Source organism: Enterobacter sp. PI-10 (genome assembly GCF_027947695.1).
Classification (GTDB): Bacteria; Pseudomonadota; Gammaproteobacteria; order Enterobacterales; family Enterobacteriaceae; genus Enterobacter; species Enterobacter vonholyi.
This window is the reverse complement of sequence record NZ_JAJNOG010000008.1, coordinates 110,766-134,408: the sequence shown is the minus strand read 5'-3', so window position 1 is coordinate 134,408 and position 23,643 is coordinate 110,766. Positions and strand designations below refer to the sequence as shown.

General features: G+C 56.6%; 25 protein-coding genes. 10 read left to right on the top strand and 15 right to left on the bottom strand.

The window, feature by feature from the left end; genetic code table 11:
- Positions 1-19: 19 nt before the first annotated feature.
- Complete coding sequence (gene garL / locus LRM19_RS16975; RefSeq protein ID WP_271369489.1) at positions 20-790, bottom strand: 2-dehydro-3-deoxyglucarate aldolase; 771 nt, start codon at positions 788-790, stop codon at positions 20-22.
- Positions 791-1,164: 374 nt separating this feature from the next.
- On the opposite strand from garL, the gene garD reads away from it, so the two are divergent.
- Positions 1,165-2,736, top strand: coding sequence for a galactarate dehydratase (gene garD / locus LRM19_RS16970; protein WP_271369488.1), 1,572 nt, complete (start codon positions 1,165-1,167; stop codon positions 2,734-2,736).
- Positions 2,737-2,891: 155 nt separating this feature from the next.
- Here the strand turns inward: garD and rsmI are convergent, their stop codons facing one another.
- The gene (gene rsmI, locus LRM19_RS16965) at positions 2,892-3,755 is read right to left on the bottom strand and encodes a 16S rRNA (cytidine(1402)-2'-O)-methyltransferase (RefSeq protein WP_111964947.1); all 864 of its coding nucleotides are present in this window, start codon (positions 3,753-3,755) and stop codon (positions 2,892-2,894) included.
- A gap of 62 nt (positions 3,756-3,817) precedes the next feature.
- Here rsmI and LRM19_RS16960 point away from each other — a divergent pair, with 62 nt between their 5' ends.
- From LRM19_RS16960 to dolP, 4 genes are read left to right on the top strand one after another with little or no spacing between them, the layout of a single operon-like run.
- Positions 3,818-5,995 carry a penicillin-binding protein activator gene (locus tag LRM19_RS16960; protein ID WP_271369487.1) on the top strand — a complete coding sequence of 726 codons (2,178 nt, stop codon included), beginning with the start codon at positions 3,818-3,820 and terminating at the stop codon, positions 5,993-5,995.
- The gene (locus tag LRM19_RS16955; RefSeq protein ID WP_111964949.1) at positions 5,953-6,348 is read left to right on the top strand and encodes a YraN family protein; all 396 of its coding nucleotides are present in this window, start codon (positions 5,953-5,955) and stop codon (positions 6,346-6,348) included. Before LRM19_RS16960 ends, LRM19_RS16955 begins: the two co-directional genes overlap by 43 nt.
- 21 nt (positions 6,349-6,369) lie before the next feature.
- Positions 6,370-6,960, top strand: coding sequence for a DnaA initiator-associating protein DiaA (gene diaA / locus LRM19_RS16950; RefSeq protein ID WP_003861754.1), 591 nt, complete (start codon positions 6,370-6,372; stop codon positions 6,958-6,960).
- A 9-nt stretch (positions 6,961-6,969) separates the two neighbouring features.
- Complete coding sequence (dolP, locus tag LRM19_RS16945; protein ID WP_111964950.1) at positions 6,970-7,545, top strand: division/outer membrane stress-associated lipid-binding lipoprotein; 576 nt, start codon at positions 6,970-6,972, stop codon at positions 7,543-7,545.
- A gap of 50 nt (positions 7,546-7,595) precedes the next feature.
- Here the strand turns inward: dolP and LRM19_RS16940 are convergent, their stop codons facing one another.
- Positions 7,596-8,633, bottom strand: a complete 1,038-nt coding sequence (locus LRM19_RS16940; protein WP_271369486.1) for a permease — start codon at positions 8,631-8,633, stop codon at positions 7,596-7,598.
- Between the two features lie 39 nt (positions 8,634-8,672).
- Positions 8,673-9,317: an NAD(P)H-binding protein gene (locus LRM19_RS16935; protein ID WP_271369485.1), complete on the bottom strand. Its 645-nt coding sequence runs from the start codon at positions 9,315-9,317 to the stop codon at positions 8,673-8,675.
- A 128-nt stretch (positions 9,318-9,445) separates the two neighbouring features.
- Between LRM19_RS16935 and LRM19_RS16930 the strand changes: the two genes are divergently transcribed.
- Complete coding sequence (locus LRM19_RS16930) at positions 9,446-9,964, top strand: type 1 glutamine amidotransferase domain-containing protein (RefSeq protein WP_115876340.1); 519 nt, start codon at positions 9,446-9,448, stop codon at positions 9,962-9,964.
- Here LRM19_RS16930 and LRM19_RS16925 read toward each other — a convergent pair.
- Positions 9,944-10,378 carry a YhbP family protein gene (locus LRM19_RS16925; protein ID WP_008501485.1) on the bottom strand — a complete coding sequence of 145 codons (435 nt, stop codon included), beginning with the start codon at positions 10,376-10,378 and terminating at the stop codon, positions 9,944-9,946. The two genes, LRM19_RS16930 and LRM19_RS16925, sit on opposite strands and share 21 nt — an antisense overlap.
- Before the next feature lie 14 nt (positions 10,379-10,392).
- Here LRM19_RS16925 and LRM19_RS16920 point away from each other — a divergent pair, with 14 nt between their 5' ends.
- Positions 10,393-10,722, top strand: a complete 330-nt coding sequence (locus tag LRM19_RS16920) for a GIY-YIG nuclease family protein (RefSeq protein ID WP_115876341.1) — start codon at positions 10,393-10,395, stop codon at positions 10,720-10,722.
- Here the strand turns inward: LRM19_RS16920 and LRM19_RS16915 are convergent.
- Positions 10,709-11,212 carry a GNAT family N-acetyltransferase gene (locus LRM19_RS16915; RefSeq protein WP_111964955.1) on the bottom strand — a complete coding sequence of 168 codons (504 nt, stop codon included), beginning with the start codon at positions 11,210-11,212 and terminating at the stop codon, positions 10,709-10,711. The two genes, LRM19_RS16920 and LRM19_RS16915, sit on opposite strands and share 14 nt — an antisense overlap.
- Positions 11,206-11,730, bottom strand: coding sequence for a ubiquinone anaerobic biosynthesis accessory factor UbiT (gene ubiT, locus LRM19_RS16910; protein WP_271369484.1), 525 nt, complete (start codon positions 11,728-11,730; stop codon positions 11,206-11,208). The genes LRM19_RS16915 and ubiT overlap by 7 nt, the downstream gene beginning before the upstream one ends.
- A 211-nt stretch (positions 11,731-11,941) precedes the next feature.
- On the opposite strand from ubiT, the gene ubiU reads away from it, so the two are divergent.
- From ubiU to LRM19_RS16895, 3 genes are all read left to right on the top strand, one after another.
- Complete coding sequence (gene ubiU / locus LRM19_RS16905; RefSeq protein WP_021242249.1) at positions 11,942-12,937, top strand: ubiquinone anaerobic biosynthesis protein UbiU; 996 nt, start codon at positions 11,942-11,944, stop codon at positions 12,935-12,937.
- A gap of 7 nt (positions 12,938-12,944) precedes the next feature.
- Positions 12,945-13,823 carry a U32 family peptidase gene (locus tag LRM19_RS16900; protein ID WP_115876343.1) on the top strand — a complete coding sequence of 293 codons (879 nt, stop codon included), beginning with the start codon at positions 12,945-12,947 and terminating at the stop codon, positions 13,821-13,823.
- A gap of 78 nt (positions 13,824-13,901) precedes the next feature.
- Positions 13,902-14,909, top strand: coding sequence for a luciferase-like monooxygenase (locus tag LRM19_RS16895; RefSeq protein WP_271369483.1), 1,008 nt, complete (start codon positions 13,902-13,904; stop codon positions 14,907-14,909).
- Between the two features lie 84 nt (positions 14,910-14,993).
- On the opposite strand, the gene mtr is transcribed toward LRM19_RS16895, so the two are convergent.
- The 8 genes from mtr to rbfA all read right to left on the bottom strand — a co-directional run bounded on the left by mtr (position 14,994) and on the right by rbfA (position 23,609).
- The gene (mtr, locus tag LRM19_RS16890; protein WP_115876390.1) at positions 14,994-16,238 is read right to left on the bottom strand and encodes a tryptophan permease; all 1,245 of its coding nucleotides are present in this window, start codon (positions 16,236-16,238) and stop codon (positions 14,994-14,996) included.
- Between the two features lie 142 nt (positions 16,239-16,380).
- Complete coding sequence (locus LRM19_RS16885) at positions 16,381-18,276, bottom strand: DEAD/DEAH family ATP-dependent RNA helicase (RefSeq protein WP_111964959.1); 1,896 nt, start codon at positions 18,274-18,276, stop codon at positions 16,381-16,383.
- On the bottom strand, positions 18,269-18,349 hold the full coding sequence (gene yrbN / locus LRM19_RS21240) for a protein YrbN (protein ID WP_100122156.1): 81 nt from the start codon (positions 18,347-18,349) through the stop codon (positions 18,269-18,271). The genes LRM19_RS16885 and yrbN overlap by 8 nt, the downstream gene beginning before the upstream one ends.
- A gap of 107 nt (positions 18,350-18,456) precedes the next feature.
- Entirely contained in the window at positions 18,457-19,341 is an 885-nt protein-coding gene (gene nlpI, locus LRM19_RS16880; protein ID WP_023309331.1) for a lipoprotein NlpI, read from the bottom strand.
- 108 nt (positions 19,342-19,449) lie between these two features.
- Complete coding sequence (gene pnp / locus LRM19_RS16875) at positions 19,450-21,588, bottom strand: polyribonucleotide nucleotidyltransferase (protein WP_111964960.1); 2,139 nt, start codon at positions 21,586-21,588, stop codon at positions 19,450-19,452.
- Positions 21,589-21,830: 242 nt separating this feature from the next.
- Positions 21,831-22,100 carry a 30S ribosomal protein S15 gene (gene rpsO, locus LRM19_RS16870; RefSeq protein ID WP_003861789.1) on the bottom strand — a complete coding sequence of 90 codons (270 nt, stop codon included), beginning with the start codon at positions 22,098-22,100 and terminating at the stop codon, positions 21,831-21,833.
- Between the two features lie 154 nt (positions 22,101-22,254).
- Positions 22,255-23,205: a tRNA pseudouridine(55) synthase TruB gene (truB, locus tag LRM19_RS16865; protein ID WP_271369482.1), complete on the bottom strand. Its 951-nt coding sequence runs from the start codon at positions 23,203-23,205 to the stop codon at positions 22,255-22,257.
- Entirely contained in the window at positions 23,205-23,609 is a 405-nt protein-coding gene (gene rbfA, locus LRM19_RS16860) for a 30S ribosome-binding factor RbfA (protein ID WP_003024988.1), read from the bottom strand. The genes truB and rbfA overlap by 1 nt, the downstream gene beginning before the upstream one ends.
- Positions 23,610-23,643 lie beyond the last annotated feature (34 nt).

Genomic DNA, 23,643 nt, shown 5'->3' with positions numbered 1-23,643 from the left:
TCTGTTTCCTCAATGATGGTTATTTTTTAAAAGCGTCCGCTAATTTCTGCGTGGCCGAGCGGAATACGCCGAGGTCGCTGCCGACGGCAACAAACGTGGCTCCCCACTCCAGATAGCGACGGGCGTCAGCCTCAACCGGTGCCAGAATGCCGCACGGTTTGCCGTGTGCTTTAGCGCGGGCAAAAATGTGCTGGATCGCGCGCTGCACGTTAGGGTGGCTGGCATTACCCAGATGGCCAAAGGCGGCAGCCAGATCGCTTGGGCCAACGAAGATACCGTCCACGCCGTTGGTGGCTGCAATCGCATCGACGTTATCAACGCCCTGCTGGCTCTCAATCTGAACCAGAATGGTGATGTTGCTGTTGGACTGCGCGAAGTAGTCCGGCACGGTGCCAAACATATTGGCGCGATGCGAAACGGAAACGCCGCGGATCCCTTCTGGCGGATAGCGCGTAGAGGCTACGGCCAGTGCCGCTTGTTCTTCCGTCTCCACAAACGGGATCAGGAAGTTATAGAAGCCGATATCCAGCAGGCGCTTGATAATCACCGGCTCGTTGGTGGGGACACGCACTACCGGGGCGCTGTGGCTGCCTTTAAGCGCCATCAGCTGCGGAATAAAGGTGCTGATATCGTTCGGCGCATGTTCGCCGTCCAGCACCAGCCAGTCGAAACCAGCCAGGCCCAGCACTTCGGTGCTGATAGGATTTGCCAGCGCGGACCAGCAGCCAATCTGAATCTGGTGCGCCGCAAGAGCCGCTTTAAATTTATTCGGGAAGATATCGTTATTCATCGTATTTACCTTTTTAATTCCGCAGCCTTTTTCAGCATCATTTTATTTATTCAGACACCGCGCCAGCATGATATTTATTATTCTGCCGTATTCTGGCGTGATAAAAACGTCATTCAGTATAAGGCGCAATCCGCGACCGCACATTGTTTTAATGCTCAGGTATTACGGTATATTTTGATAAAAATTTTTGCATATGCACAAAGCACTGGGCGCTAATGCACAGAATCAAGGATTACGGGTTCTGAAGCGATCGGGATCACATTTTGCTATTCATTCTACTGACATGCTTTATTTCTGAAAGCCGCGTATTTATTTCTACCATTAGAAAAATGGCTGAATTTATTATCAGACTTTTTGCTGGAGAATACTGAACAATGGCCGACATTGAAATTCGACAGGCACCGCCGACGGCGTTTTATATAAAAGTGCACGACGCCGATAACGTGGCGATTATCGTCAACGACAATGGCTTAAAAGCGGGAACCCGCTTTCCGGACGGGCTGGAACTGATTGAGCATGTTCCGCAGGGACATAAAGTCGCCCTGGCGGATATTCCTGCTAACAGCGAAATCGTACGTTACGGTGAAGTCATCGGCTATGCCGTTCGATCTATACCTCAGGGTAGCTGGGTTGAGGAGTCGCTGGTGGCGCTTCCGGAAGCACCGCCGCTGAATACGCTGCCCCTGGCAACCCGCGTGCCGGAGCCGCTTCCTCCGCTGGAAGGCTATACCTTTGAAGGCTACCGCAACGCGGACGGCAGCGTCGGCACTAAAAATCTGCTCGGCATTACCACCAGCGTACACTGCGTGGCGGGCGTAGTGGACTACGTGGTGAAAATCATCGAACGCGATCTGCTGCCGAAATACCCGAACGTCGACGGCGTGGTTGGCCTGAACCACCTCTATGGCTGCGGCGTGGCGATTAACGCGCCCGCTGCCGTGGTGCCTATCCGGACCATCCACAATATCGCCCTGAACCCGAACTTTGGCGGCGAGGTGATGGTCATCGGTCTGGGGTGTGAAAAATTGCAGCCAGAACGGTTGCTTCAGGGGACCGAGGATGTCAAAGCCATCCCGGCAGACGAGGCCAGCATCGTGCGCCTGCAGGACGAACGTCACGTTGGTTTCCGCTCAATGGTCGACGATATTTTGCAGGTTGCAGAACGCCATCTGGACAAGCTCAACCGCCGCCAGCGCGAAACGTGTCCGGCGTCGGAGCTGGTGGTCGGAACCCAGTGCGGCGGCAGCGATGCCTTCTCCGGCGTGACGGCCAACCCGGCGGTGGGCTATGCGTCCGATCTGCTTGTTCGCTGCGGCGCCACGGTGATGTTCTCCGAGGTGACTGAAGTGCGTGACGCCATCCATCTGCTGACGCCGCGCGCCGTTAATAAAGAGGTCGGCAAGCGACTGCTTGAGGAGATGGCCTGGTACGATAACTATCTCGATATGGGCAAAACCGACCGCAGCGCCAACCCGTCTCCAGGCAACAAGAAAGGCGGCCTGGCAAACGTGGTGGAAAAAGCCCTTGGTTCGATTGCCAAATCCGGGCAGAGCGCGATTGTGGAAGTGCTCTCTCCGGGCCAGCGCCCGACGAAACGCGGCCTGATTTACGCGGCAACGCCGGCCAGCGATTTCGTTTGCGGCACGCAGCAGGTCGCGTCCGGCATTACGGTGCAGGTCTTTACCACCGGGCGCGGCACGCCGTACGGCCTGATGGCGGTACCGGTGATCAAGATGGCGACACGCACCGAGCTGGCAAACCGCTGGTATGACTTAATGGACATCAACGCGGGTACTATCGCGACCGGAGAAGAGAGTATTGAGGACGTGGGCTGGAAGCTGTTCCACTTCATTCTGGATGTCGCCAGCGGGAGGAAGAAAACCTTCTCCGATCAATGGGGATTACATAACCAGCTGGCGGTGTTCAACCCGGCACCGGTGACGTGATTTTCCGTCCCACATCTATCCCGCATTCAGGTAACCCGCCGGACACGCCGCAAACCTTCCAGGTTGAGGCGATACCTGTTGGCTAAAAGACGCATAACGATCCGTAGGCCGGGTAAGGCGTAGCCGGCACCCGGCAAAAACCGGCAGGGGATGCCTTACTCCCCCTGCTGCTCCAGCGCATACTTATACAGCGCATTTTTCTTCACGCCGTGAATTTCTGCCGCCAGCGCAGCGGCTTTCTTCAGCGGCAGTTCCGCCTGCAGCAGCGTCAGCGTGCGCAGCGCGTCGGCAGGAAGCGCGTCTTCTTCCGCCTTGTGCCCTTCGACAATCAGCACCATTTCACCCTTGCGGCGGTTTTCGTCTTCCTTCACCCACGCCAGCAGCTCGCCCACCGGTGCGCCGTGGATGGTTTCCCAGGTTTTAGTCAGCTCGCGCGCCAGCACCACATAACGGCCTTCTCCCCAGACGGTCACCATATCTTCCAGGCTCTCCAGCAGGCGGTGCGTGGATTCGTAGAAAATCAGGGTGCGCGGTTCCGCTTCCAGGTCTTTTAAGACGTCGCGGCGGCCTTTGGATTTGGCAGGCAGGAAGCCTTCATAGCAGAAACGGTCAGACGGCAGACCTGCAGCGCTTAATGCAGCAATCGCGGCGCACGGGCCGGGCAGCGGCACAACGCGAATACCGGCTTCGCGACAGGTACGCACCAGGTGATAGCCGGGATCGTTGATCAGCGGCGTACCGGCGTCGGAGACCAGAGCAATGTTCTGCCCCTCTTTCAGCTTCGCCACCAGCGTTTCGGCTTTTTGTTGCTCATTATGATCGTGCAGAGCAAACAAACGGGCGTTAATCGCGAAATGTTGCAGCAGCAGGCCGGTGTGGCGGGTATCTTCAGCAGCAATTAAATCAACAGCTTGCAGTACGGTGAGCGCACGTTGGGTAATATCAGACAAATTCCCGATAGGAGTAGGTACAATATAAAGCTGGCCTTGAGAATTATCTGCCGTTTCGTGTTGTTTCATTGTTTCGTCCGTATTGCCGATTTAATATTGAGCATTGCGTAAAAAAAATCACTGGATACAGTATGGTACCGTTAACGTTTCTTCGAAAAAAAGCCACGCGCAGCGTGCCGCTTCTGCTGGCAGCCCTGATTTTTGCAGGCTGTGGCACCCAGGCACCTGACCAGAGCACCGCCCATCTTCAGGGTTCTGCTCAGGCTGATTCTGGCTTTTATCTGCAGCAAATGTCGCAGAGTTCAAATGATACCAAGACCAACTGGCAATTACTCGCCATTCGTGCACTGCTGAAAGAGGGTAAAACCCAGCAGGCTGCCGAACTGTTTAACCAGTTGCCGAAAGATCTTAACGACGCCCAGCGTCGCGAGCAGAGCCTGCTCTCTGCCGAGCTGAAGGTCGCGCTGAAAGATTACGCCGCCGCGAAGAAGATCCTCGGGGACATTGACGTGAGCGCGCTGGATAAAAACCAGCAGGCTCGCTTCTGGCAGGCGGGCATTACCGCTGAGCAGGGGCGCCCTTCCCTGACGCTGCTCCGCGCCCTCATCGCACAAGAGCCGCTGCTCGGCGGTGCCGATAAGCAGAAAAATATTGATGCCACCTGGCAAGCGCTGGCTTCGATGACGCAGGAACAGGCGCAGGCTCTGGTCATCAACGCCGATGAAAACGTTCTTCAGGGCTGGCTGGATCTGCAGCAAATGTGGTTTAACAACCGCAGCGATCCAAAGATGCTGAAAGCCGGTATTACTGACTGGCAGACACGCTACCCGCAAAACCCGGGTGCGAAAATGCTGCCAACCCAGCTGGTGAACGTGCAGAACTTTAAGCCAGCGTCCACCAGCAAAATCGCCCTGCTTCTGCCGCTCAACGGCCAGGCGGCGGTGTTTGGCCGTACCATTCAGCAGGGCTTTGAAGCAGCGAAAAACGGCACTACGTCGGTCACCGGCAGCGCTGTTCCCGCTCAGGCAGCCCAGGCGGCTAACGTGAGTGATGTTGTCAGCCCATCCGCCGCCGAGACCAGCGACCTGACCACGGCGCAAGCTCCGGCGCAGGGCACGATGCAAAACCCGGTGACGGCCCCGACGACGCCTCAGGCTACAGCTGCACCGGCTACAACGGCACCAGCTACGGCAGCACCTGCGACCCAGGCTCCGGCCGAGACCCAAGCGGCACCAGCACCTGACGCAACGGCAGAACAGCCTCAGCAGCAGACTGCACAACCCGCGGCCCAGCCTGCCGCTCAGCCGCAGGCCGTAGCAACCACCAGCGCCAACCCGGGCGCTGAGGTGAAAATTTACGACACCAGCTCGCAGCCGCTTGACCAGGTTCTGGCGCAGGTTCAACAGGACGGGGCGAGCATCGTTGTCGGTCCGCTGCTGAAAAACAACGTGGAAGAGCTGATGAAGAGCAATACCACGCTGAACGTGCTGGCGCTCAACCAGCCTGAGCAGGTTCAGAACCGGGCCAATATTTGCTACTTCGCGCTTTCCCCTGAAGATGAAGCCCGCGATGCGGCGCGTCATATTCACGAGCAGGGTAAGCAGGCTCCGCTGCTGCTCATCCCACGCAGCGCGCTGGGCGATCGCGTGGCCAATGCCTTTGCCGATGAGTGGCAGAAGCTGGGCGGCGGCGTCGTGCTGCAGCAGAAATTCGGCTCCGTCTCTGAACTGCGTGCGGGCGTAAACGGTGGAGCGGGTATCGCGCTTAACGGCAGTCCTGTCACCGCGAGCCTGCCGCAGCAGCAGGGCGTGACGATTGGCGGCCTGACGATCCCGGCCCCGCCTACCGACGCGCAGATTAGCGGTGGCGGTAAAGTGGATGCGGCCTATATCGTTGCCACGCCGCAGGAGATCGCCTTTATCAAACCGATGATCGCGATGCGTAACGGCAGCCAGAGCGGCGCAACGCTCTACGCCAGCTCACGCAGCGCGCAGGGCACCGCCGGCCCGGATTTCCGTCTGGAAATGGACGGTTTGCAGTACAGCGAAATCCCGATGCTGGCTGGCAGCAATCCGGCGCTGATGCAGCAGGCGCTGAGTGCCGTACGTAACGATTATTCTCTGGCGCGTCTGTATGCGATGGGTGTCGATGCATGGGCGCTGGCGAACCACTTTACCCAGATGCGCCAGGTGCCGGGCTTTGAGCTTAACGGCAATACCGGCGATCTGACCGCCACCCAGGACTGCGTGATCAACAGGAAGTTATCATGGCTCAAATACCAGCAGGGGCAGATCGTCCCGGCCAGTTAAGCCGAAAAGAGACCGGCGATGCGTGGGAATTAAAGGCGCGTCGCTGGCTTGAAGGCAAAGGACTGCGTTTTATCGCCGCCAACGTCCGCGGGCGCGGCGGCGAAATCGACCTGATCATGAAAGACGGTCAGGTCACCGTGTTTGTAGAAGTCCGTTTTCGACAGTCTTCTCGTTTTGGCGGTGCTGCCGCCAGCGTGACGCTCGCCAAACAACATAAATTATTACAGACTGCCCACTTGTGGCTTGCCCGCCATAATGGGAGTTTTGATACTGTGGATTGCCGGTTCGATGTGATAGCCTTCACCGGAAATGAGATCGAATGGCTTAAAAACGCTTTTGGCGAAGACGCATAATTAAGATTTAAAAGGGATAACGTGCTCGAAAGAATTAAAGTGTGCTTCACAGAAAGCATCCAGACTCAGATTGCCGCGGCGGAAGCCCTTCCGGATGCTATCTCGCGTGCCGCAATGACGCTGGTGCAATCCCTGCTAAACGGCAACAAAATCCTCTGTTGTGGCAACGGCACGTCAGCCGCCAACGCACAGCATTTTGCTGCCAGCATGATCAATCGCTTTGAAACAGAACGCCCGAGTTTACCCGCCATTGCACTTAATACCGATAATGTGGTCTTAACGGCGATTGCTAACGATCGTCTGCATGACGAAATTTACGCAAAGCAGGTGCGAGCCCTGGGTCATGCGGGAGATGTGCTGCTGGCCATCTCCACGCGCGGCAATAGCCGGGATATTGTCAAAGCCGTTGAAGCTGCCGTCACCCGCGACATGACAATCGTGGCCTTAACCGGCTATGACGGGGGTGAGCTGGCGGGTCTGCTTGGGCCGCAGGATGTGGAAATCCGCATTCCTTCTCACCGGAGCGCACGTATTCAGGAGATGCATATGCTCACGGTGAACTGCTTATGTGACTTGATCGATAACACGCTTTTCCCTCACCAGGATGATTAAGGAGTTCTTATGAAGGCTTTATCGACCCTTGCAGTCCTTATGTCTGCATTACTGCTTCAGGGATGTATCGCTGCGGCCGTTGTGGGTACCGCCGCGGTAGGCACCAAAGCGGCAACCGATCCGCGCACCGTGGGAACGCAGGTGGATGACGGTACGCTGGAGCTGCGCGTCAACAGTGCGCTGTCGAAAGACGAACAAATCAAGAAAGAAGCGCGTATCAACGTGACGGCTTATCAGGGCAAAGTGCTGCTGGCAGGTCAGGCACCGAATCTGGAGCTCGCCTCTCGTGCGAAACAGATTGCGATGGGCGTAGAAGGGACCACTGAGGTGTTTAACGAAGTGCGTCAGGGCAAGCCAATTGGCCTGGGTGATGCCTCTTCCGATACCTGGATCACCACCAAAGTACGCTCCCAGCTGCTGGGCTCGGACCAGGTGAAATCCTCCAACGTGAAGGTGACGACAGAAAACGGTGAAGTGTTCCTGCTGGGTCTGGTGACCGAACGTGAAGGGAAAGCGGCGGCCGATATCGCCAGCCGGGTGAGCGGCGTGAAGCACGTCACCACCGCGTTTACTTACATCAAGTAAGCTACACCCGACTGTAAGCCCGGTAAGCGCTCGCGCCACCGGGCTTTTTTTCACATCAACGCAATACTCCCCACTATCACCCCGCTCAACGCCACTAGCCCTGCGGTCAGCCACAGCGCTTTCGCCGGGAATGACTTACGCAGCATAATCAGCGACGGCAGGCTGATGGCAGGCAGCGTGATGAGCAATGCCAGCGCCGGCGCGGTGCCCATACCGGCCAGCATCATGGTCTGAACAATGGGAATTTCTGCGGCTGTAGGGATCACAAACAGGCAGCCTGCAACGGCCATCGCAATGACCCACAACAGCGTGTTATCGATAGCGCCATCCGCATGCGGGAAGAGCCAGACGCGCGCCGCCCCGAGAACCAGTACCGCCAGGATATAGACCGGGATGGTGCTCCAGAAAAGCTGCCATAGCGCCTTGCCCCAGCGTGCGAAGAAACCGCCCTGCGGCTCGCTAACGTCCAGCTCAACAGACGCGGACTCTGGCGCCTTATCCTTCACCAGATTCTGCACCAGCGTCGCCACCACCAGCACGGTCAGCAGTCCGGCCACCAGACGAATGAACGCAAAATGCCAGCCCAGTACAAAGCCCATAAACACCAGCGTTGCCGGGTTGAGCAGCGGGTTGCCCATCCAGAACGCCAGCGCGCCGCCTATCGACACGCGCTGGCGACGCATCCCGGCAGCCACAGGCGCGGCGCAACAGGAGCACATCATCCCCGGCAGGGAGAAGATCGTTCCCAGCAGCGTACCCTGAAAGCGCGGCTGTCCAAGGGTTTTCACCAGCCAGTTGCGCGGGATCAGCACCTGAATCAGTGAACCTAGGATCACGCCTAAGACCGCGGCCTTCCAGACGGCAAGAAAGTAGACCATGGCATAGTCCCACGCCGCCTGAAGCGGGCTGGCATCAGCCTGAGCGAGAATAGATTTACCGATGCTGTGCGTTTCGGCGGCGGTGAAGGCTTTACCGTAGTACGGCTGCCATTTCACGTACCAGAGGCCAACAATGACCACGAGAAAAAAGAGTGCGGGCTTCCACCATTGAACAGGTGTTGCCGCCTGAGATGAAGACTGACCAGTCATAGCATTCCCCGGAGAGTATGAGTTATTAGCCGGGGGAGTTTACGCCTCGCCCTGCGCGATTTCACGCAGTTTTGCCGAAGGGATAATGTTTACGCCCGCTTTCGACGGGGCCATTCCCTCTTTTAACAGCGCACGCGCGACGTCCCGCGCCTCAATGGCTTTCCAGTTGCCGGGAAGGATGCGAAACAGCGGGGCCATGATCGACTCGTTAAAGCGGCGCTCGTCCCGGTGGCCGATCAGCATTGAGGGACGCACAATCGTCAGTTGCTCCCATTTCTGCGCAATCAGCGCATCCTCCATCTTGCCCTTCACCTTGTTGTAGAAGAAAGGCGATCCGGCACTGGCGCCCAGCGCGCTGACCACCAGAAAATGTCTGGCCCCCAGCTTTTTCGCCGTGAGCGCGGTGTCCACCACCAGCGTGTAGTCGGCGTGGATAAATGCCTCTTTGCTCCCCGCCTCCCGCCGCGTGGTGCCCAGACAGCAAAAGGCGATATCAATCGGGTCCTGCACCTGCGCCAGCGCATCCGTCAGCTGAGGATCGTGCGGGTTAAAGACGGCGGAGATGTCCGCCAGCGGTCGACGCGTCGGGGCAGCGATGTAGTTCACGCGGCGATCCTGAATCAGCAGCCGCAGCAGGTGATCGCCCACTAGCCCGGTAGCACCCGTAATCAATACCTGACTCATCTTATCCCCTTTACAGAATTGTCCGTTTGCGAACTCAGCGTCGTCGACCACACTTAGAAGTCTGTTACAGGTAAGTATTTACCACAAGCGGAGAAAAATCAGTCTGAAGCCAAAACAACGGAGGAAGCATGGGCAAGAAAATCGCAGTCTTGATTACCGACGAGTTTGAAGATTCAGAATTCACCTCTCCTGCAGAGGCGTTCCGCAAGGCGGGACATGAGGTCATCACCATTGAAAAAGAGGCGGGCAAAACGGTGACAGGCCATAAGGGCGAGGCCAGCGTGACCATCGACGAGACCATCGATAACGTTAGCCCCTCAGATTTCGACGCCCTGCTGTTACCCGGCGGCCATTCACCGGATTCCCTGCGCGGGGACGAGCGTTTCGTGACCTTTACCCGGGACTTTGTTTCTACCGGCAAACCGGTCTTTGCCATCTGCCACGGCCCGCAGTTGCTCATCAGCGCAGAAGTGGTCCGCGGGCGTAAGCTCACGGCGGTGAAACCGATCGTTATCGATCTCAAAAACGCGGGTGCTGAGTTTTACGATCAGGAGGTGGTCAACGACAAAGACCAGCTGATCACCAGCCGGACCCCGGACGATCTCCCGGCGTTTAACCGCGAAGCGCTACGCCTGCTCGGCGCGTAGCCAGTGCAGCTTCTTGCCAAAGCCCAGGGTGTTGTCGGTAAATTTCAGCTCATCGAGGCGGATTTCCCACACTGGGGCTTTTAGCGCAGCGGCAACCGGAAAGCGGCGCGTGTAGTGCTTACGACGCGCGTCGCTCTCTTCTCCGTCCAGACGACGGATCTCCCCTTTAAACTGCACGCCGCGGATCAGCGCGACCGTTTTCGGCTGGCCGTTCACCGTGCCCGCGACCTTAGCCTGCTGGCCGGTCATCTGCGCATGACGCGTTTTGTCTTCGCTCATAACATAAAACGCGACGCGCTCCGGATCGTAGTAGTAAAACGCGTTTGCGCACCACATCTCACCCTCGCTGTAGACGCACCAGGTGACGACGTGCTGCTTCGCCAGCCAGCGGTTGATGGCTGCCAGTGTTTCCATTTTCGTTCTCTCTCATGCTATGGTGCGTTCACCTTAACATACTGAATCTGTTTACCGTGTGCTGGTTTCTCTATCTTGTCCGAACCGCTGATAACGCACTCTACACCGGGATAACCACCGATGTGGCGCGGCGTTTTTTACAACATCAAACGGGGAAAGGGGCAAAAGCGCTGCGGGGGAAAGGGGAATTACAGCTCGCCTTTTCGGCGCCCGTCGGTGACCGATCGCTGGCACTCAGGCTGGAATACCGCATCAAACAGCTGACGAAGCGCCAGAAAGAGCGCCTCGTGACCGGAGACGGCTCCTTTGAGGCGCTACGCGAGAGCCTGATTAAAAGCGGTTGAAATGGTCGTGGTACTCGACAAGCCCATTGACGCCGTTAAGCGCGTCGTCCGCCAGACGGTGTACCTGGAAAGCGGATTCCGTACCCGGCCAGCGGCAGCGCAGATCGTAACGCGCGGCCTGCTCGAAGCCTAAACGGCCATAGAACGCCGGATCGCCCAGCGTTACAACGGCCGCATAGCCGAACTCATTGAGCGAATCCAGCCCTTCATAGACCAGCTGACGCGCCAGCCCTTGCCCGCGATAGTTTTCATCCACCGCCAGCGGCGCCATGCCTACCCACTGCAGCTCTTCGCCCTGAACGGTTACCGGACTGAAGGCAACATAGCCCACCACCTGACCTTCGTCATCGGTGGCAACCAGCCCCAGCGTAATCAGGCCGTCTTCGCGAAGATCGTGGACCAGTTGGGCTTCGGCATCGCTCGTAAAGGCTCGGCGCAACAACGCATCGATCCCCGGCGCATCAATCCCAATTTCGACTCGAATCAGCATGGCTCACCTACTGAAGTGTGTTTACCGTCCGGCGGGGTTTTCAGCCCGGCCTCAACGAAATCTGCCATTTGCATTAGCATCACGCGCAGCGCTTTCGGCATCTGCTCCAGCTCAATGGCATCCATTAAATTCTTCACGTACAGGCCCAGCTCCGTGTCGCCTTCAATCACCAGACGGCGCTGGAAGAAGAGCGTATCCGGATCCTGCTTGCGCGCGGCGATCATCAGCAGATCGCTGGCGTTGGCGCTAAAGCTCACGTCCGCCTCGGCGGTTTCGCGTACGATGAGCTGGTCATTCTCAACGGAGGTAAACCAGCGCAGCCCGATGTCACGCACCTCAATGCTTAACCAGCGGCCTTCCAGGAACTCCAGCTCGCCATCCTGCAGCGCCTGGCGGAACTGCCAGCTCAGGACCTGCTCCAGCACCTGGCGTTTAAGCGCGAACGGCGACAGCTTGACCGGCACGCTCAGCATTGATGGACCAAATTGTACGAGACGTGAACGCAGTTTATCCAGCACGAGCTTTACTCCCTGATATCTATAGTCCTGCTATTTTGCCATATCCGAAGCGCAACATAGCGGCGTAAATCAACAAACCATCGTCCGTCGTACCTCATTATTGGTGCCATCAATACGCCATTAGCTGCCTTAAATCAAAAATTGTCGCGTATGGGTTAATTAAAATCCCAGCTCGTTAACATTTTTGCGATCGACAACATCAGGATAAATTATGGAGCTGCTCTGCCCAGCCGGAAATCTTCCGGCGCTTAAGGCGGCCATCGAAAATGGGGCCGATGCGGTCTATATCGGGCTGAAAGATGACACCAACGCCCGCCATTTTGCCGGCCTCAACTTTACGGAGAAAAAGCTTCAGGAAGCCGTTAACTTCGTTCACCAGCACCGCCGCAAGCTGCATATCGCCATCAATACCTTTGCTCATCCTGACGGCTACGCCCGCTGGCAGCGCGCGGTGGATATGGCGGCACAGCTGGGTGCCGATGCGCTGATTCTGGCCGACCTCGCCATGCTTGAGTATGCGGCAGAACGCTATCCCCATATTGAGCGCCACGTCTCTGTTCAGGCATCTGCCACCAACGAGGAGGCCGTACGATTTTATCACCGAAACTTTGACGTAGCCCGCGTGGTGCTGCCGCGCGTGCTCTCTATTCATCAGGTTAAGCAACTCGCGCGCGTCACGCCAGTGCCGCTGGAAGTTTTTGCCTTTGGCAGCCTGTGCATTATGGCCGAAGGCCGTTGCTATCTTTCCTCGTATTTGACCGGAGAGTCACCGAATACCGTCGGGGCCTGCTCCCCTGCCCGCTTCGTTCGCTGGCAGCAAACGCCGCAGGGGCTGGAATCTCGTCTGAATGAGGTGCTGATTGACCGCTATCAGGATGGTGAAAACGCCGGTTATCCGACGCTGTGTAAAGGCCGCTATCTGGTCGACGGCGAGCGCTACCACGCGCTCGAAGAGCCTACCAGCCTTAATACGCTCGAGCTGCTGCCTGAACTGCTGGCGGCCAATATTGCCTCGGTGAAAATCGAAGGTCGCCAGCGCAGCCCGGCCTACGTGAGCCAGGTGGCGAAAGTGTGGCGTCAGGCCATCGACCGCTGCATGGCGGACCCGCAGAACTACGCCCCGCAGCAGGCCTGGATGGAAACGCTCGGATCGATGTCCGAAGGCACGCAAACCACGCTGGGCGCGTATCACCGTAAATGGCAGTGAGAAAATCATGAAATATTCATTAGGGCCGGTGCTTTACTACTGGCCAAAAGAGACGCTGGAAGATTTTTACCAACAGGCTGCCTCCAGCAGCGCCGATGTGATTTACCTCGGCGAAGCGGTGTGCAGCAAACGTCGCGCCACCAAAGTGGGCGACTGGCTTGATATGGCGAAAAACCTGGCCGGCAGCGGCAAACAGGTCGTGCTCTCCACGCTCGCGCTGGTGCAGGCCTCTTCTGAACTGGGCGAGCTGAAACGCTACGTAGAGAACGGCGAGTTCCTGCTGGAGGCGAGCGATCTCGGCGTGGTGAACATGTGCGCCGAACGCAGGCTGCCGTTTGTCGCGGGCCATGCCCTGAACTGTTATAACGCCGTGACCCTGCGCCTGCTGCTCAAACAGGGGATGACGCGCTGGTGTATGCCTGTTGAGCTCTCCCGCGACTGGCTGGCAAACCTGCTGACCCAGTGCGAAGAGTTGGGCATTCGTAACAAGTTTGAAGTTGAAGTGCTGAGCTACGGGCATCTGCCGCTGGCCTATTCCGCCCGCTGCTTTACCGCACGCTCGGAAGACCGTCCAAAAGACGAGTGCGAAACCTGCTGTATTAAGTACCCAAACGGACGCAGCATGCTGTCCCAGGAGAACCAGCAGGTGTTTGTTCTCAACGGCATTCAGACCATGAGCGGCTATGTCTATAACCTCGGCAACGAGCTGGCGTCTATGGACGGGCTGGTGGATATGGTGCGCCTGTCACCGCTCGATAACGGCGTGTTTTCGATGCTGGATGCCTTCCGCGCCAACGAAAACGGTGCTGCTCCGCTGCCGCTTACGGCAAACAGCGACTGTAACGGCTACTGGCGACGGCTCGCAGGACTGGAACTTCAGGCCTAAAAAAGGCTCACTTTGTTAACAACGGTTATCATTTTTTAATGCAGTATTAAAGATTCACCGTCGACAAAGTGAGCTGTTATGACTGACAAAACCATTCCGTTTTCGGTGCTGGATCTGGCGCCGATCCCACAAGGCTCCTCGGCAAGAGAAGCCTTTTCGCACTCTCTGGATCTGGCTCAGCTGGCCGAAAAGCGTGGCTATCACCGCTACTGGCTGGCCGAACACCACAACATGGTGGGCATCGCCAGCGCCGCCACCTCGGTACTGATTGGTTATCTGGCGGCAAACACCACCACACTGCACCTGGGATCCGGCGGCGTGATGCTGCCAAACCACGCTCCTCTGGTGATCGCCGAGCAGTTTGGCACCCTGAATACCCTCTATCCGGGCCGTATCGATTTAGGGCTTGGCCGTGCGCCGGGCAGCGACCAGCCGACTATGCGTGCCCTGCGTCGCCATATGAGCGGCGATATCGACAACTTCCCGCGCGACGTGGCCGAACTGGTGGACTGGTTCGACGCGCGCGATCCGAACCCGCACGTGCGTCCGGTACCGGGCTACGGCGAGAAGATCCCGGTGTGGCTGCTGGGCTCGAGCCTCTACAGCGCGCAGCTTGCCGCCCAACTGGGGCTACCGTTTGCATTTGCCTCGCACTTCGCGCCGGATATGCTGCATCAGGCGCTGCATCTCTACCGCACGAACTTCAAACCGTCCGAGCGTCTGGAGAAGCCGTACGCGATGGTGTGTATCAACATCGTTGCCGCCGACAGCAATCGCGACGCGGAATTCCTGTTTACCTCCATGCAGCAGGCGTTTGTGAAGCTGCGTCGCGGTGAAACGGGCCAGCTTCCGCCACCGGTGGAGAATATGCATCAGCTGTGGTCAGCCTCCGAACAGTATGGCGTGCAGCAGGCGCTGAGCATGTCGCTGGTAGGCGATAAAGCGAAAGTGCGTCACGGGCTGGAGGTGGTGCTGCGCGAAACGCAGGCGGATGAAATTATGGTTAACGGCCAGATTTTCGATCACCAGGCGCGTTTGCACTCGTTTGAGCTGGCGATGCAGGTGAAAGAGGAGTTGGTGGGGTAGGTTTTTGCCGGATGGCGGGTTCGCCTTATCCGGCCTACGCGATCCCTGTAGGCCCGGTAAGCGTAGCGCCACCGGGCTTTGCGTTTACTGATAGACAGGCAGCAGGTTAAAAGTCGACAGCACGTGGACCAGTGCGTTACCTACCCCAAACACCAGGATCAGTGCAATCATCGGCTTGCCGCCCCAGACGCGGAATTTCGGGCTGCCGAAGCGTTTACGTGATTTACGTGCCAGCAGCGCGGGCACAATTGCCGCCCAGATGGTTGCCGCCAGCCCTGCATAGCCGATGGCGTACAGGAAACCGTTCGGCCACAGCAGGCCGCCCACAATCGGCGGCAGGAAGGTCAGCAGCGCGGTTTTGAAGCGCCCCATCGCAGAATCATCAAAGCCAAACAGATCCGCCAGGTAGTCAAACAGGCCCAGCGTCACGCCGAGGAAAGAGCTCGCCACCGCAAAGTTAGAGAAGATAACCAGCAGCAGATCCAGGCTGCGGCTGTTCAGCACGCCGCTCAGCGCCTGCACCAGCACGTCAATGTTACCGCCCTTCTGGGCAATGCCGATAAATTCCGGACGCGGGATGTTGCCCATCGTCCCTAGCAGCCAAATCACATACAGCCCCAGCGCCAGCAGCGTTCCATAGACCAGACACTTCACAATGGTACGCGGATCTTTGCCGTAGTACTTCATCAGGCTCGGCACGTTACCGTGGTAGCCGAACGACGCCAGACAGAACGGCAGGGTCATCAGCAGGTAAGGCGTGTAGGAGGTGTTCACTTCGGCGACGTTAAACAGCGTGGCGGGCGTCACGTGCCCCAACAGACTGCCGAAGGTCAGGAAGAAGGTGATGACCTTCGCGCCCAGTACGATTGCCGTCATGCGGCTAACCGCTTTGGTACTCATCCAGACGATAAACGCCACAGCCAGCGCAAAACATAGCCCCGCCAGACGCGCCGGAACGTTCAGCGACATCTCCGAGAAGGTGTGATGCAGAATCGAGCCGCTCGCTGAAATATACGCGTAGGTGAGGATATACAGCACAAACGCGATGGACAGCCCGTTCACCAGATTCCAGCCTTTGCCCAGCAGATCTTTGGTGATGGTGTCGAAACTGGAGCCAATCCTGTAGTTCAGGTTCGCCTCGAGGATCATCAGCCCGGAATGGAGCATACAGAACCAGGTAAAGACCAGCGCGGCCAGCGACCAGAAGAACCACGCACCGGACATGACCACGGGCAGGGAAAACATCCCGGCACCTATAATGGTTCCGCCGATGATCACCACGCCGCCAAGCAGCGAAGGTGACGTTTGGGTGGTGGTTAGTGTCGCCATACAGCCTTTTCTCCAGTCAATCATACGGTTCTGCATTTTAATGTGACGCACTGTACCAGTACAAGAGTACAAAAGGAATAAAAAAAGCCCCGATCGCATGAATCGGGGCTGTATATTTTACTTTACGTCAGAAGCGTAAGGCTTACGCGTCACCGAAACGACGACGGCTGGTGCCTTCTTCACGACGCGGGCCACGGCTTTCGCGGCGCTCGCCGGAGAAACGACGGCCTTCACCACCGCGACCTTCGCTGCGACCGCCTTCACGACGCTCACCGCCGAAACCGCGACCACCGCCACGACGTTCGCCGCCACGGTCAGGACGTGGCTGCGCATCACCCAGCAGCTGCATGTTCATCGGCTTGTTCAGGATGCGGGTACGCGTAAAGTGCTGCAGCACTTCGCCCGGCATGCCTTTTGGCAGCTCGATGGTAGAGTGGGATGCGAACAGCTTGATGTTACCGATGTAACGGCTGCTGATGTCGCCTTCGTTAGCGATCGCGCCAACGATGTGACGAACTTCAACGCCATCATCACGGCCCACTTCAATGCGGTACAGTTCCATGTCACCTGCGTCGCGACGTTCACGACGTGGACGGTCTTCACCACCACGCTCTGGACGGTCACCACGTGGGCCACGATCGTTACGGTCGCCACGACGTTCGAAGCGATCGTCACGGTCACGGAATTCACGCTTAGGACGCATCGGCGCATCTGGTGGCACGATCAGGCTACGTTCGCCCTGAGCCATTTTCAGCAGTGCTGCGGCCAGGGTTTCCATGTCCAGCTCTTCGCCTTCAGCAACAGGCTGAATCTGCGACAGTAGCGCACGGTACTGATCCAGATCGCTGCTTTCCAGCTGCTGCTGTACTTTAGCGGCGAATTTTTCCAGACGGCGTTTGCCCAGCAGCTCTGCGTTTGGCAGGTCCGCTTCTGGAATGGTCAGCTTCATGGTGCGTTCGATGTTACGCAGCAGACGACGCTCGCGGTTCTCAACGAACAGCAACGCACGGCCAGCACGACCCGCACGACCGGTACGACCGATACGGTGAACGTAAGACTCGGAATCCATCGGGATGTCATAGTTAACAACCAGGCTGATACGCTCAACGTCCAGACCACGTGCTGCCACGTCGGTTGCAATCAGGATATCCAGACGACCGTCTTTCAGACGCTCCAGAGTCTGCTCACGCAGAGCCTGGTTCATGTCGCCGTTCAGCGCTGCGCTGTTGTAGCCACTACGCTCCAGGGCTTCAGCCACTTCCAGGGTCGCGTTTTTGGTGCGAACGAAAATAATCGCCGCATCAAAATCTTCCGCTTCCAGGAAACGTACCAGCGCTTCGTTTTTACGCATGCCGTACACAGACCAGTAGCTCTGGCTGATGTCCGGGCGAGTGGTTACGCTGGACTGAATACGCACTTCCTGCGGATCTTTCATGAAGCGTTTGGTGATACGACGAATCGCTTCTGGCATGGTGGCAGAGAACAGCGCGGTCTGATGACCGTCCGGGATCTGCGCCATGATGGTTTCGACGTCTTCGATGAAGCCCATACGCAGCATTTCATCTGCTTCATCCAGCACCAGGCCGCTCAGTTTAGAGAGGTCCAGAGTACCGCGCTTCAGGTGATCCAGCAGACGGCCCGGCGTACCGACAACAATCTGTGGACCCTGGCGCAGGGCGCGTAACTGCACGTCATAACGCTGGCCGCCGTACAGGGCTACCACGTTTACGCCGCGCATATGTTTAGAGAATTCCGTCATTGCTTCTGCAACCTGAACAGCCAGTTCACGGGTTGGAGCCAGGACGAGGATCTGCGGTGCACGCAGGTCCGGATCAATGTTGTTCAGCAGCGGCAGCGAGAATGCTGCAGTTTTACCGCTACCAGTCTGGGCCATGCCCAGCACGTCACGACCAGAAAGCAGGTGTGGGATACACTCAGCCTGGATCGGAGATGGTTTTTCGTAACCCAGATCGTTAAGGGCTTCAAGGATAGGAGCCTTCAGGCCCAGATCTGCAAAAGTGGTTTCGAATTCAGCCATGTAGTACGAGTGCCTCAATGTCAATGGCGGCCAGTCTACTTAGCTCATCGTGAAAATGATTAGCAATTTTCATTGAAAAGTGTGAACCGGCTCAAAGTAGGTGTATTGACGAACAACAACGCCCTCACCAGTTAAGGTGATGGCAATCAAAAGATTACGGGCTGATGTTTATGTCGTCAGCTATTGCTGGTCCGATTCTGCCAGGTCGTCATGCTCCTGGCCCAAGAGCGATAATTCCAACAATGCATAACGGTGCTCAACGAAGTTGTGTACGTTGTTAGCAACCGCTAATTTGAACAGTGCCGTAGCGCTGTCCATATCCCCCAGACTTAGGTAGTACTTACCTAAATAGAAGTTGGTTTCACTGAGATGCTCAGCGAGCGAGGTGTTATCCGTTGCGTCCGCCTTGAGGCGTTCCATCAGCGTTGCTTCGCTAATGTTGCCCAGGTAGAACTCGACAATGTTCCATCCCCACTGTTCCTTGTCCGATTTATCGAAGCGCTGTTTCAGTGCCTCTTTTGCCTGCTTCTCATCGAGCTTCCGCTCAACGATGTAAAGCCACAGGCTACGGAAAGGATCATTAGGATCGTCTTGATAAAACGCCAGCAGATCATCTTGCGCTAACTTATCACGACCGCCGTAATACAATGCGATACCGCGATTCAAGTGCGCGTAGTTGTAAGTTGGATCAAGCTCAAGTACAGAATCAAACGCTTCATAGGCAGCATCAAAATTGCCTGCCTGCGTTAAATAAATGCCTAAGTAATTGAATACTTCAGGCATATCAGGTCGGATAGCCAGCGCTTGTGAAAAATCATTTCGCGCCAGTGCCCTCAGACCAAGACTATCATACAACACTCCGCGCTCATATAAAAGCTGTGCGCGTTCTTCATCGGTTAAAGCCCGACTGGCAAGTATTTGTTCCATGCGTGCCAGAATCACTTCTTGCTGCAAAGTCGGTTGCAATGGCACTGCGAGGACTTCGCTCTTACGCCAGGCAGAGTTGCTGCATCCTGCCAGCGTTAAAGCTGTCGCAACGAAACACCAGCGCAAAAAAGGCTTCATTTCCCACTCCCGAAGACAACTATTGGATGAACGTCCTGTCCCCCGGTGGCTTAACAAGGCGTCCTGCCTGATAATAGGCCCTCCGCAAAGCGGAGGGCAAATGGCAACTTACTCGCCTTGCTGTTCTGCTGCCTGTGCTTCTGGCGCAGCAGCTGGCTGAGACTGCTCGGTTGCTTCTTTAATGCTCAGACGGATACGGCCCTGGCGATCAACTTCCAGAACTTTAACCGGTACTTCCTGACCCATCTGCAGGTAATCGGTCACTTTCTCAACGCGCTTGTCAGCGATCTGAGAAATGTGAACCAGACCTTCTTTACCGCCACCGATGGCAACGAACGCGCCAAAGTCAACGATACGGGTCACTTTACCTGCGTAGACGCGGCCCACTTCGATCTCTGCAGTGATTTCTTCGATGCGACGGATCGCGAATTTCGCTTTCTCGCCGTCGGTTGCTGCGATCTTCACAGTACCGTCATCTTCGATTTCGATGGTGGTGCCAGTCTCTTCGGTCAGCGCACGGATTACGGAGCCGCCCTTACCGATAACATCTTTGATCTTGTCTGGGTTGATCTTGATGGTGTGGATACGTGGAGCGAACTGAGAAATGTCGCCACGCGGCGCGTTAATCGCCTGTTCCATCACGCCCAGGATGTGCAGACGCGCACCTTTAGCCTGGTTCAGAGCAACCTGCATAATCTCTTTGGTGATACCTTCAATTTTGATATCCATCTGCAGCGCAGAGATACCGTCGCGGGAACCCGCCACTTTGAAGTCCATATCACCCAGGTGGTCTTCGTCACCCAGAATGTCAGACAGAACAACGAAGTTGTCGCCTTCTTTCACCAGGCCCATTGCGATACCCGCAACGGCGGCTTTGATTGGCACGCCTGCATCCATCAGCGCCAGAGAAGCACCACATACTGAAGCCATGGAAGAGGAACCGTTGGATTCGGTGATTTCAGACACCACACGTACGGTGTACGGGAATTTGTCTGCTTCTGGCATTACTGCCAGCACGCCACGCTTCGCCAGACGACCGTGACCAATTTCACGACGCTTCGGCGAGCCAACCATACCGGTTTCGCCTACGGAGTACGGAGGGAAGTTGTAGTGGAACAGGAAGCTGTCAGTGCGCTCGCCCATCAGTTCGTCGATGATCTGTGCGTCACGTGCCGTACCCAGAGTCGCGGTAACCAGCGCCTGCGTTTCGCCACGGGTGAACAGCGCGGAACCGTGAGTACGTGGCAGAACGCCAGTACGCACGTCAAGTCCACGGATCATGTCTTTTTCACGGCCATCGATACGCGGCTCGCCTGCCAGAACGCGGCTACGAACAACGTTTTTCTCGATTGCGTGCAGGATTTCGCCAATTTCGTTAGCGTCCAGCGTTTCGTCTTCGGCAACCAGGGTCGCGGTTACTTCAGATTTGATCACGTCAACCTGAGCGTAACGCTCCTGCTTGTCAGTGATGCGGTACGCATCGCTCAGACGAGATTCTGCCAGAGCTGCAACGCGTGCGTTCAGCGCGTCGTTTGCCGCTTCTGGCTGCCAGTCCCAACGTGGTTTACCGGCTTCTTTCACCAGATCGTTGATGTTCTGGATAACGATCTGCTGCTGGTCATGGCCGAAGACCACAGCACCCAGCATCTGGTCTTCGCTCAGCAGTTCAGCTTCGGATTCAACCATCAGCACAGCTGCTTCAGTACCCGCAACAACCAGGTCCAGCTTACTTTCTTTCAGCTCTTCCTGAGTTGGGTTCAACACGTACTGGTCGTTGATGTAGCCAACGCGCGCGGCACCGATTGGGCCATTGAATGGAATACCAGACAGTGACAGGGCAGCGGATGCGCCAATCATGGCAACAATGTCTGGGTTAACCTGTGGGTTAACGGAAACAACGGTCGCGATAACCTGTACTTCGTTAACGAAGCCTTCCGGGAACAGCGGACGAACCGGGCGGTCAATCAGACGCGCGATCAGGGTTTCGCCTTCGCTTGGACGGCCTTCACGACGGAAGAAGCCACCCGGGATTTTACCGGCAGCGTAGGTACGCTCCTGGTAGTTAACGGTCAGCGGGAAGAAGTCCTGACCTGGTTTAGCTTTTTTCTGGCCAACAACGGTAACGAATACCGCTGTGTCATCCATGCTTACCATAACGGCAGCAGTAGCCTGACGAGCCATCATGCCGGTTTCCAGCGTGACGGTATGTTGACCATACTGGAATTTACGAACGATCGGATTCAGCAAAGTTCTGTCCTTTCTTAAATGTTTGAAAGCACACCACCGGTGTGCTGTCGTTTTAACCCGACCTTCTTCGCATCCTCGCGACTAATGACAACCAACACCCCCATGGGTGAAGCCTCTCATTAGCCGCGCGAACCTCTGCAATGAAGATCATTTATAGCAACAATACAATAGTTTCCAGTGAATTGCTGCCGTCTGGTTGAAAAAAGGGGCCATCAGGCCCCCTTTTCTGAAACTCGCAAGAATTAGCGACGCAGACCCAGACGCTCGATCAGCGCGGTGTAGCGTGCAACATCTTTACGTTTCAGGTAGTCGAGCAGTTTACGACGCTGAGAAACCATACGCAGCAGACCACGACGGCTGTGGTGATCTTTTTTGTGCTCTGCAAAGTGACCCTGCAGGTGGTTAATCTGTGCAGTCAGCAGTGCAACCTGAACTTCGGTAGAACCGCTGTCGTTAGTACCACGACCAAACTCAGAAACGATTTTAGCTTTAGCTTCAACGCTTAGAGACATTTTCAAACTCCAAAGTATAAAGAATGTAAGGATGCCGATCTCTAATTCAGCGATCCCATGTACGCCCCGCAGATTGTTAAACAATTTACCAGGCGTTAAGCGGCGATATTCTACTCGTCTCCCCTGCTTATCGCAAGGTGAGCCGTTATCACCGTCACGCGTCGACCGGATATTCGACGACCAGACGACGCGGCGCAACGCGCCCTTCGCCATCCATTTCGCCCATACCGATGAATTTCCCTTCGTCACCTTCGGTCACACGTACCAGGCCTTCCAGCGGCGCTTCCGCCGTACGAACCGGGTTGCCGTTCTTAAAGTAAACGGACGATGTTAAAGGAAGATTAACGACCGGGAAGTCCGCTGCCGGACTGTCCATCGGCATTAGCAGTGGATCCAGCAAATCCGCCGGCGCGATCCCCTGCGCTTCCGCCTGTTCTACCAGCTCGCGCAGATGTTCCAGGGTCACCATCCGCTCCACCGGGTACTTGCTCACAGCCAGACGGCGCAGGTAAATCACATGCGCGCCGCAGCCCAGCTTTTCACCGAGGTCGTCAATGATGGTGCGAATATAGGTCCCTTTCGAACAGTGTACTTCCAGCTCCAGCTCATCACCTTCGTGGCGAATAAACAGCAGCTCATACACGGTAATCGGACGGGCTTCACGCGGGACTTCAATGCCCTGGCGCGCATATTCGTAGAGTTTTTTTCCCTGATACTTCAGCGCCGAATACATCGACGGCACCTGCATCGTGTCACCACGGAAACTCTCCAGCGCCGCATCAAGCTGTTCCGCGCTGAACGTCACCGGTCGCTCTTCAACTGCCTGACCATCCGCGTCGGAGGTATCCGTGCGCTGGCCCAGCTTAGCGATAACGCGGTAACGCTTATCGGAGTCGAGCAGGTATTGGGAAAACTTTGTCGCCTCTCCCAGGCAGACCGGCAGCATGCCGGTTGCCAGCGGATCGAGCGCGCCGGTGTGGCCCGCACGGTTGGCGTTATAAATACGCTTAACTTTTTGCAGCACGTCGTTGCTGGAAGCGCCCTGGGGTTTATCCAGCAGCAGCACACCATGCACGTCGCGACCACGACGACGAGGACGACTCATCAGTCCTCCTTGCTGTCGTCCGCCGGGTTAACACGACGCTCATCGTCATGTTTAACCACGCTGGTCACCAGGTTGGACATACGCATACCTTCAACCAGCGAGTTGTCGTAGAAGAAGGTCAGTTCAGGCACGATACGCAGGCGCATCGCCTTGCCGAGCAGAGAGCGGATGAAACCAGACGCTTCCTGCAGCGCTTTAATGCCGTTTTTCACTGCCGCTTCGTCCTGATCGTTCAGGAAAGTAACGAACACTTTTGCATAGGCCAAATCGCGGGACATTTCGACACCGGAAACGGTGGTCATCATGCCGACGCGCGGGTCTTTGATTTCACGTTGCAGAATGAGCGCGATCTCTTTCTGCATTTCCTGCGCTACGCGCTGAGGGCGACCAAATTCTTTCGCCATAATAAATTCTCCAGACAAAAAAGGGGCTAAAGCC

Bases quoted from the DNA above. Each gene is read 5' to 3' on its own strand.
- garL (WP_271369489.1), bottom strand. From the start codon at position 790: ATGAATAACGATATCTTCCCGAATAAATTTAAAGCGGCTCTTGCGGCG.
- garD (WP_271369488.1), top strand. From the start codon at position 1,165: ATGGCCGACATTGAAATTCGACAGGCACCGCCGACGGCGTTTTATATA.
- rsmI (WP_111964947.1), bottom strand. From the start codon at position 3,755: ATGAAACAACACGAAACGGCAGATAATTCTCAAGGCCAGCTTTATATT.
- LRM19_RS16960 (WP_271369487.1), top strand. From the start codon at position 3,818: ATGGTACCGTTAACGTTTCTTCGAAAAAAAGCCACGCGCAGCGTGCCG.
- LRM19_RS16955 (WP_111964949.1), top strand. From the start codon at position 5,953: ATGGCTCAAATACCAGCAGGGGCAGATCGTCCCGGCCAGTTAAGCCGA.
- dolP (WP_111964950.1), top strand. From the start codon at position 6,970: ATGAAGGCTTTATCGACCCTTGCAGTCCTTATGTCTGCATTACTGCTT.
- LRM19_RS16940 (WP_271369486.1), bottom strand. From the start codon at position 8,633: ATGACTGGTCAGTCTTCATCTCAGGCGGCAACACCTGTTCAATGGTGG.
- LRM19_RS16935 (WP_271369485.1), bottom strand. From the start codon at position 9,317: ATGAGTCAGGTATTGATTACGGGTGCTACCGGGCTAGTGGGCGATCAC.
- LRM19_RS16930 (WP_115876340.1), top strand. From the start codon at position 9,446: ATGGGCAAGAAAATCGCAGTCTTGATTACCGACGAGTTTGAAGATTCA.
- LRM19_RS16925 (WP_008501485.1), bottom strand. From the start codon at position 10,378: ATGGAAACACTGGCAGCCATCAACCGCTGGCTGGCGAAGCAGCACGTC.
- LRM19_RS16920 (WP_115876341.1), top strand. From the start codon at position 10,393: ATGCTATGGTGCGTTCACCTTAACATACTGAATCTGTTTACCGTGTGC.
- LRM19_RS16915 (WP_111964955.1), bottom strand. From the start codon at position 11,212: ATGCTGATTCGAGTCGAAATTGGGATTGATGCGCCGGGGATCGATGCG.
- ubiU (WP_021242249.1), top strand. From the start codon at position 11,942: ATGGAGCTGCTCTGCCCAGCCGGAAATCTTCCGGCGCTTAAGGCGGCC.
- LRM19_RS16900 (WP_115876343.1), top strand. From the start codon at position 12,945: ATGAAATATTCATTAGGGCCGGTGCTTTACTACTGGCCAAAAGAGACG.
- LRM19_RS16895 (WP_271369483.1), top strand. From the start codon at position 13,902: ATGACTGACAAAACCATTCCGTTTTCGGTGCTGGATCTGGCGCCGATC.
- mtr (WP_115876390.1), bottom strand. From the start codon at position 16,238: ATGGCGACACTAACCACCACCCAAACGTCACCTTCGCTGCTTGGCGGC.
- LRM19_RS16885 (WP_111964959.1), bottom strand. From the start codon at position 18,276: ATGGCTGAATTCGAAACCACTTTTGCAGATCTGGGCCTGAAGGCTCCT.
- yrbN (WP_100122156.1), bottom strand. From the start codon at position 18,349: ATGAAAATTGCTAATCATTTTCACGATGAGCTAAGTAGACTGGCCGCC.
- nlpI (WP_023309331.1), bottom strand. From the start codon at position 19,341: ATGAAGCCTTTTTTGCGCTGGTGTTTCGTTGCGACAGCTTTAACGCTG.
- rpsO (WP_003861789.1), bottom strand. From the start codon at position 22,100: ATGTCTCTAAGCGTTGAAGCTAAAGCTAAAATCGTTTCTGAGTTTGGT.
- truB (WP_271369482.1), bottom strand. From the start codon at position 23,205: ATGAGTCGTCCTCGTCGTCGTGGTCGCGACGTGCATGGTGTGCTGCTG.
- rbfA (WP_003024988.1), bottom strand. From the start codon at position 23,609: ATGGCGAAAGAATTTGGTCGCCCTCAGCGCGTAGCGCAGGAAATGCAG.